This window comes from Acuticoccus kandeliae (assembly GCF_003073115.1).
This window is the reverse complement of the sequence record NZ_QBBV01000031.1, coordinates 1-559: the sequence shown is the minus strand read 5'-3', so window position 1 is coordinate 559 and position 559 is coordinate 1. Positions and strand designations below refer to the sequence as shown.

Annotated in this window: 1 protein-coding gene; it reads right to left on the bottom strand. The window is 69.9% G+C overall.

Annotated features, from left to right (window positions below):
• A partial coding sequence (rplJ, locus tag DBV35_RS29150; RefSeq protein WP_108663921.1) for a 50S ribosomal protein L10 occupies positions 1-334 on the bottom strand: 334 nt, incomplete at its 3' end.
• Positions 335-559: the final 225 nt, after the last annotated feature.

Here is a 559-nt window from a genome sequence, read left to right as displayed (position 1 = left end):
CGTCCATGTACCCGCCCTTGATCGTCAGACCGGGGTTGTCCTTCGCGAACTGCTTGATCGCCTTCGCGGCCTCGACGGGCTCACCCTTGATGAAGGTGATGGCCGTCGGGCCGGCGAGCAGGTCGTCCAGGCCCTGGACCCCGGCCTCCGCCGCCGCGCGCTTGACCAGGGTGTTCTTCGCGACGCGGAAGTTCGCGTCCGAACCCAGGTCCCGGCGCAGCTGGGTCAGCTTGGCGACGCTGAGCCCGCGGTACTCGGTCACGACCGAGGCGTCCGACTCGCGGAAGCGGTTGGTGATCTCCTCGACCGCTGCGACCTTCTCAGGTGCTGCCATCGCTGCCCTCCTCTCGGGGGTCGGTCTCGTGCACGTGGGACGTGCTTGGGGGTGCCACCGACACAGTTCCCACTCCGACCCCGGAGACGACGAACGCCCCGTGCGCAGCAGCACGGGGCGTCGGAAGTTCGTGGGGCGCTCGCGCGCCCGGTGTCGCCTCGTCCTCCTGCGCGGGCCGTCCGGACGTTCCCGGAACCTGCGTACGCCCTTCGGGAAGGACGCAGA